Source organism: Streptococcus parasanguinis (assembly GCF_023109675.1).
GTDB classification, from domain to species: Bacteria; Bacillota; Bacilli; order Lactobacillales; family Streptococcaceae; genus Streptococcus; species Streptococcus parasanguinis_I.
In genome coordinates this window covers 1-6232 of record NZ_JALDUR010000027.1, presented here as the reverse complement: position 1 = coordinate 6232, position 6232 = coordinate 1, and the positions used below count along the sequence as shown (strand labels likewise).

At 30.3% G+C, this 6232-nt stretch carries 8 protein-coding genes; 1 reads left to right on the top strand and 7 read right to left on the bottom strand.

Annotation, left to right across the window (positions count from 1 at the left end):
* Nucleotides 1–226: 226 nt before the first annotated feature.
* The 5 genes from cadX to M1G14_RS10770 form a co-directional block, all read right to left on the bottom strand.
* Nucleotides 227–565 carry a Cd(II)/Zn(II)-sensing metalloregulatory transcriptional regulator CadX gene (gene cadX / locus M1G14_RS10790; RefSeq protein ID WP_003004755.1) on the bottom strand — a complete coding sequence of 113 codons (339 nt, stop codon included), beginning with the start codon at nt 563–565 and terminating at the stop codon, nt 227–229.
* Between the two features lie 11 nt (nt 566–576).
* A complete protein-coding gene (locus M1G14_RS10785) occupies nt 577–1191 on the bottom strand; it encodes a CadD family cadmium resistance transporter (RefSeq protein ID WP_302849557.1) in 615 nt (204 codons plus the stop codon).
* Nucleotides 1192–2297: 1106 nt separating this feature from the next.
* Nucleotides 2298–2609 carry a hypothetical protein gene (locus M1G14_RS10780; RefSeq protein WP_195311632.1) on the bottom strand — a complete coding sequence of 104 codons (312 nt, stop codon included), beginning with the start codon at nt 2607–2609 and terminating at the stop codon, nt 2298–2300.
* Between the two features lie 90 nt (nt 2610–2699).
* Nucleotides 2700–2975 (bottom strand): hypothetical protein, encoded by a 276-nt coding sequence (locus tag M1G14_RS10775; protein WP_247926426.1) that lies wholly within the window; start codon nt 2973–2975, stop codon nt 2700–2702.
* A 51-nt stretch (nt 2976–3026) separates the two neighbouring features.
* On the bottom strand, nt 3027–3266 hold the full coding sequence (locus M1G14_RS10770; RefSeq protein WP_070665140.1) for a hypothetical protein: 240 nt from the start codon (nt 3264–3266) through the stop codon (nt 3027–3029).
* A gap of 282 nt (nt 3267–3548) precedes the next feature.
* Between M1G14_RS10770 and M1G14_RS10765 the strand changes: the two genes are divergently transcribed.
* Nucleotides 3549–3974 carry a helix-turn-helix transcriptional regulator gene (locus M1G14_RS10765; protein WP_247926596.1) on the top strand — a complete coding sequence of 142 codons (426 nt, stop codon included), beginning with the start codon at nt 3549–3551 and terminating at the stop codon, nt 3972–3974.
* A 222-nt stretch (nt 3975–4196) separates the two neighbouring features.
* Here M1G14_RS10765 and M1G14_RS10760 read toward each other — a convergent pair whose 3' ends face one another.
* Both M1G14_RS10760 and M1G14_RS10755 read right to left on the bottom strand, forming a co-directional pair.
* Nucleotides 4197–4433: a hypothetical protein gene (locus tag M1G14_RS10760; protein ID WP_247926595.1), complete on the bottom strand. Its 237-nt coding sequence runs from the start codon at nt 4431–4433 to the stop codon at nt 4197–4199.
* The gene (locus M1G14_RS10755) at nt 4433–5848 is read right to left on the bottom strand and encodes a hypothetical protein (RefSeq protein WP_247926594.1); all 1416 of its coding nucleotides are present in this window, start codon (nt 5846–5848) and stop codon (nt 4433–4435) included. Before M1G14_RS10755 ends, M1G14_RS10760 begins: the two co-directional genes overlap by 1 nt.
* Nucleotides 5849–6232: the final 384 nt, after the last annotated feature.

Sequence of the window (6232 nt, the reverse complement as noted above, 5' to 3'; positions counted from 1 at the left end):
CATACAAAAAGAGAAGACCTATCAGGTCCTCTCTAGATGTTAGCTTTTCGTCACCCACTACAGTTGACAAAGAACCTAACTTTCTATATTGTGCGGTAGCTTCAAGTAATTCTTTCTGATCTATATTGGGTTTATCAATTACTTTATGTAAAAACCAGTTTGCTACCGTTGAAACAATAACGATTATAATCTCCCTATAATCATGGAAAAGTAGTAAAAATAGTTGTTATCCTAGTTGATTAAAAAAATCTCTGATTTCCTCATCCTTTATAAAATAATATATAATTTTCCCCTCTCTTCTAGTGTCCAAGATATTTTGATTGGCTAGTTTACGAAGATGGTGAGAGGCAGATGCCATACTGAGATTTAGTAAACAGGCTATATCACAGACACAGAGTTCTTCAACAGCAAGGAGATAAAAGATGATATTTATCTGTTTATTATCGGTAAACTTTGATAAAATACGAAGTGATTTTTGGACTTTTTCCTTTTCAAGGTAGTTCGTTGCGGTTATAACATTTTGTTGATTTATAACATCCACTTGACAGATACTATCTTTTTTCATAATTTTTTCTCCTAGCCGAACACAGCCCTCAGCATGTCAAAGCTGTTGTTTTCAATCAGGATATACATCCCCAATCCTAAATAGACAACGGCAATAAACCATCTGCTATATTTTTCCAAAGTTTCTCCAACAGAAGGGACTTGTGCCAATTTTTGGGCAGAAAAAACCAAGAGATAAATCATGACTAGAAAAGTAAGTAAAGTCACTATCAAATTCGCTAAATTTAAGGTGGTAAAATATGGGACAAAGACACCAATATTGTCAGCGCCACAACTTGCAAAAGTAATCATAGCGACTAGAAAAATCAGGTTTTTATCATCTTTGCGCAAACCATCTTTTGCAATAGCTTCTCCATCAGAATCTCCTAAAAGCAAAACTTTGAGTCCTAGGAAAATTGGAATCAAACCGAGCAAACCTAAAATCTCTTTACTAGGAATATAATTTAAGACAAATGCAAAAAGTAAACTTAGCAATATTAGACTAACAGAGCCTAGAAATTGTCCTAAATAGATGTTAATGATGTCTTTTCTGCTTTTTCTTTTGGCAAAAAATAACATTAGGATAATAAGTAAGTCTACGGCTGTCCCAGAATACAGGATTATTGAAGTAACAATATTTTGAATCATAAAACACCTCATTCAAATATATTTTTGAATTTATTTTAACATTAAACTTTGTAGATGTCAACTTAAAATCCACCAATTAATAATTGCATGTCAATATTTGTATTGTGAAACTAGTTTCAGAAATATATAGTCTTAAAGTATGTCCACTGCCAATGGTTTTTTCAATATTTAAGAAGAGATTTATAATGGTTCATTTCTATAAATTTATAAACGAGTTATATATTTTGTTTAACCAATTATTAACTATTTTTATCAATAATCACTTCATTAATTTGTACTTTTTAATTTTGATTTATTTTTCGTGCATATTTTATATGAATTTAATTCTAATACATTTTAAATAAAAAATACGCAATTTTAATTGGCACTGACCCCCGTAAATGAGAATTAAATAAAAACACCTCCAAGTTGGATTTGGTACAATATAATCAAATGCTCATGGAGGTGTCTTTTTATGGTTAAAAAACGTGTGGAGACGGTGGTATTATTGTCAAGAAAATAGAATAACAAGCTATAAAACTGTCGAAATAGGTGGCTTATAGGATTTTCACAGAAATCAGTTCTATAATAAATTAAAAATCGTGTTGGTAGAAAAATCGTCTACTTCTACCAACACGATTTTACAAAGAGCCTTTTTTATACAAAAAAGACATCCAAGAGAAAACTCTTGAATGTCTGTAAACGTTGATAGTATCGTATTGATTAACGTTTTGAGTGCAGCGGTCGCCATCCAATCAAACATCGCTTCGCTTGTTTTCTTGGGGCAACTGTGCATAGCATATCTCTACGCGACTAAAGTCGCTAGAGCTATCCTAATTGCGCACCGCCAGTTCTCATAGAAAAAACACCTTGCAAGATGCAAAGTGTTTTCGTTTGTATTCTGCTGTCCAGCAACGAATTAACGTTTAGAGAACTGGCTAGCTTTACGAGCTTTCTTAAGACCTGGTTTGGAAAGTGTTATTTTCATTTGATTTAAAAATAGCTTCATAACAGTATTTAAGGGCATCCTTACGCAATTAAAATTTCAAAAAATTGATATTAGCTTGATAATTTAGGGAAGTTCCAGTATAGTTTTGAAGCGCTTCATTATAACTATATACAGGTCTTCATTTTTTAAAGAATTCTTTCCCAAAAACGTCCCTAAGCCATGAACTAGTATAATCATACCTATCACCAAACCTTATAATAGTCAAATCTTGAACCTCAGTGGCTGCAACCGATATTTTTATTTCTCTTGGAAAATGTAACTGGCGCAGATTTAGTTTTGTTTTAAGATAAATATCCCCAAACATTTCATCACTGCCTATCACTTTTCCATATTTACTTGCAATTTTGAGACATTTAGAAAACACTTCTTTTTTTGTGCCGGTAACAGACAATAAATTTCTATTTATAAAAATGTACGGTATTAACTTCATTCTTACACTTTCTTATGTGATTTTTTAAGACTGTTATAAATATCTAACAAGGGGACGGACGAAGAGGCGATAGGAGTTTTTCAAAGGTATTTATAATCCTAATCGTTCCGAATCCCAGTTTCCATATTCGTCATACCCAAATCCATCAGGATCCATTGCATCAATTCCACATTGCTCTAGAAACCTAGAACAGTCATGACAATAATAAGACTCATAGCTTTCATCGCTACCTTCCCAATCAATTTCATGCTTGGTAAACAACTCACCACACTCACTACATTCGTATAATTTTGACATAATATAAACTCCTATTTTTAATAAACAAGTATATGAAGCTTCTACATTATCAGATTCAGACTGATCCATGGTAAATACTGTGACTTCGGCTATTTTTATTAACGAAATTAAAGGATTAGCTTACTTTTCTCTTAAACAGTTTACAACTGAAAATGCATTAACTATCCCAATTTTATGTTTTTTATTAAGCAATTTTACACATTCAGAGAAACTCAAGTTGTTCTCTTTTATAAATTCAATTTCTTCCCCGCCATTCTTAATCATATAATCTGTAAATTTTGATGCAATAATATATCTTCTAACAACTAAATAGATCATTCCAATAATCAAAACAATATTAAGCATTACTTGTAAATTCATTATGACTTTCCTCCTATAATGGAACGACAGGGTATACACTACCTCAAAAAACTTCTTGTCATGCTTCTGACACAGAAACTAGAACAAACATATGACTCACTTTATTTTTAATAAGCTAATCATAACTTTATTCCTCACTTTCTTAAGAATACCGATATTATAGTCCATTATTTTTCTTTTGTCAATTATTTTTTATTTAAATTATATTTTTGACAAAAACAATGCTTTTTTATAGTCCAAATTTCTGTTATAATGTAAATACAGAATTGTAGGTGTCGTGAAATGAAAAAAGAAAAATATCCCTCAAATGAGAGAACAAGACAAATACTGCAAGACAATTTAAAGTCTATCAGAGAAATATTAAATTGGACAAGTGAAGATTTAGGCAATCTTATTGGTGTCACTAAACAAACTATTAGTAATCTAGAAACAAAAAATAGCAAACTAACCAAACTACATTACATTGCAATACGAACAGTAGTTGATTTTGAAATTGAAAAACTAAAGTCAAGCGACTCTGATAGAGCTAAGCGTGCTGAAATGTTATTAGAAGTATTGTCTAAAGCTGAAGCAGAAAATCTAGATTTTGATGAAATCTCTCAGGCTTCTAAATTAATTGTATCCTCTAAGTCTGCTGCTATTGCAGGTACTATAATTGGTGCACTGATCCCTTTTGTTGTCAATGGATTTAATAAAAAAAATAAATAACGAAAAATTGGATTCTAGATATCATCAAAAAATAAAAAGCTCCTCTTTTAACTGTGATAGGTTTCAAAGAGAAGCTTTTTATTGTTTTTTCCGAAATAGAACTGAGGCATTAAAATAAGTATGTATTCTTAAAAACAAGAAAAATCTAATTAAATCATTCAAGCACTATAAAGTTAATGCACTATATATCAAGAATGATGAGATGATCTATTTCTTTTCTAATTAATCTTTTCTATAAAATTCAACTCTATTGTCAAAGCCATCGTCTATACTCCCTCTAATATACTCTGCTCGGTAAGGCACATTATTAGTATTGAAAATAACCAGATCATCCTTAGGAACTTGATTAATATATTCATACGGCTTGTTAGAATCATCCACTTCAGCAAAATATAGACTATTCTCCAGTAGACCATCTACGTTATAACTTTCAGCTTCTTGTTCATAAACTAGTTTCATTAGCTTCGGTTGGCTTTTTTTGTTTCTTGAATGTAGAAGGGGATAGCTATTGAGTTTCTAGGAAGTTTATGGTAAAAGTCATTAAATGAAAAATCTAAAAAACCAAATTTTGTGATGTCAAAATCTTTTAAACTTCCAATTAAAAAGCAAAGAAGGTATATAGTGTTATTTCTAATACGCTTCACTTCATCGATATCTTCTAGATTGTGTTTATGAAAATACCCATTGCGAACTGATTTTCTATAATCGTTCAAGAGATCCGTCAATATCGTTTTTCCGTCCTTGCTTATTTCGAAAAAATCTTCATTTTCTTTTATGTAAGTAACTAGAGGACCTAGACTAGTATCCATGTAATGGACATTTTGAGATTTAACTAATATTCTACGTCCATGCTCCTTTATTTCATCTTTTCTATTAGTTGCATTAAATTTTTGGTATACCTTGTTATGTTTTTTCGTTGTAATCCATTTTTCACTTTCATTAGTGTTCATCTGGTATTCTAAAAGCCGGTAAAGAAATTGTTCAATTGTTTTTAAATACCCAGCTACAACAGAAGTATAATCAAAGTTACTATTATCAACTAATACTTTATACAAATACTCAGAAGTTAGGTAGGATTTAGCAAAATCTGATTTTCCTAATAATACTTCAGCTTTACCCTTCTCTAAATTTGAGTTAATTATATCTAAATCACTTTTTTCTAGATTGTCAGATTTATTTTTGGGATCATAACTTAATTCGTGAAAATCAACATCTCTCAAACTTTCTCTTAATTCGAGTCTAACTTTAGTTAGGTTAGACATATTTAATCTAGGAATGACCTCAAAACCGATTAACTCTTGCATATCATCTATTGCTTTTATTAAAGTTGTTAAAAAGTATTGATATATATTTTCATTGATGAACTCATCTAAAAACATTTTTATAGAATAGTCACAAATATTTACTGCCTCACAATACCTATTTAATCCAAATTCCTTATCATCTGAAAAATGTAGATTAATTACTTTATCTATTTGAAAATCTTTTATCGATTTTTTAATCAATTCCTTTTCATCTTCAGTAGCATATAACCATTTTGTATATCGAACTCCAATTCTAATATCGTTTTTTTTAAAAACAAATTGAAAAGGAAAAAGATTGTATTGCTCTATATCATAACCATACTCCTTCAGCAACTCCTCTAAAATAGGATTTATTAGATAGTTTCTGATATTTGATTGAAGATCTTCTACATATATCTGATAAATATAAAAATTATCTGAGGCAATATTAAACAGAGGGAAGTCCGATCTATATCTAGATTTATTTTTTACATTTCTTTTGTAATTCCCGTAAATAAATTTACGCCCAAATATTTCTTTAAAATTTTCAGCATGCCCTTTTATAATATCTTGGTATCTATCTAAAACCATTTTTACTCAATTCTTATCTATAAATTTTAAATAAAAAGCATACAGTAAAACTGTATGCTAGCCTTCCAGCCTTTGATTATTGCACTCAATTTTCTTGAGTACGATATCTTTTACAGCTAAGATGGCAACTGTTGCTAGCTCAAGACGAGCAAGGGTTTTATTATCCATTTTCATGGTCTTTCCTCCTTCTGGGCGACTCTAGTTCGCCAACAATGGAAGTCACAGCATAAAGATATTGTAAGCGTTTTTCTTAGAGTTGTCAACTATTATTGATTCCTTTAAATACAAAATTGATCTTTATAATACCTCAGGCAGAATTATCACCCGTATTTTAATTTTCGAAAAATAGATATTTCTTAGAAAGAAAACTAAAAAATTGATATA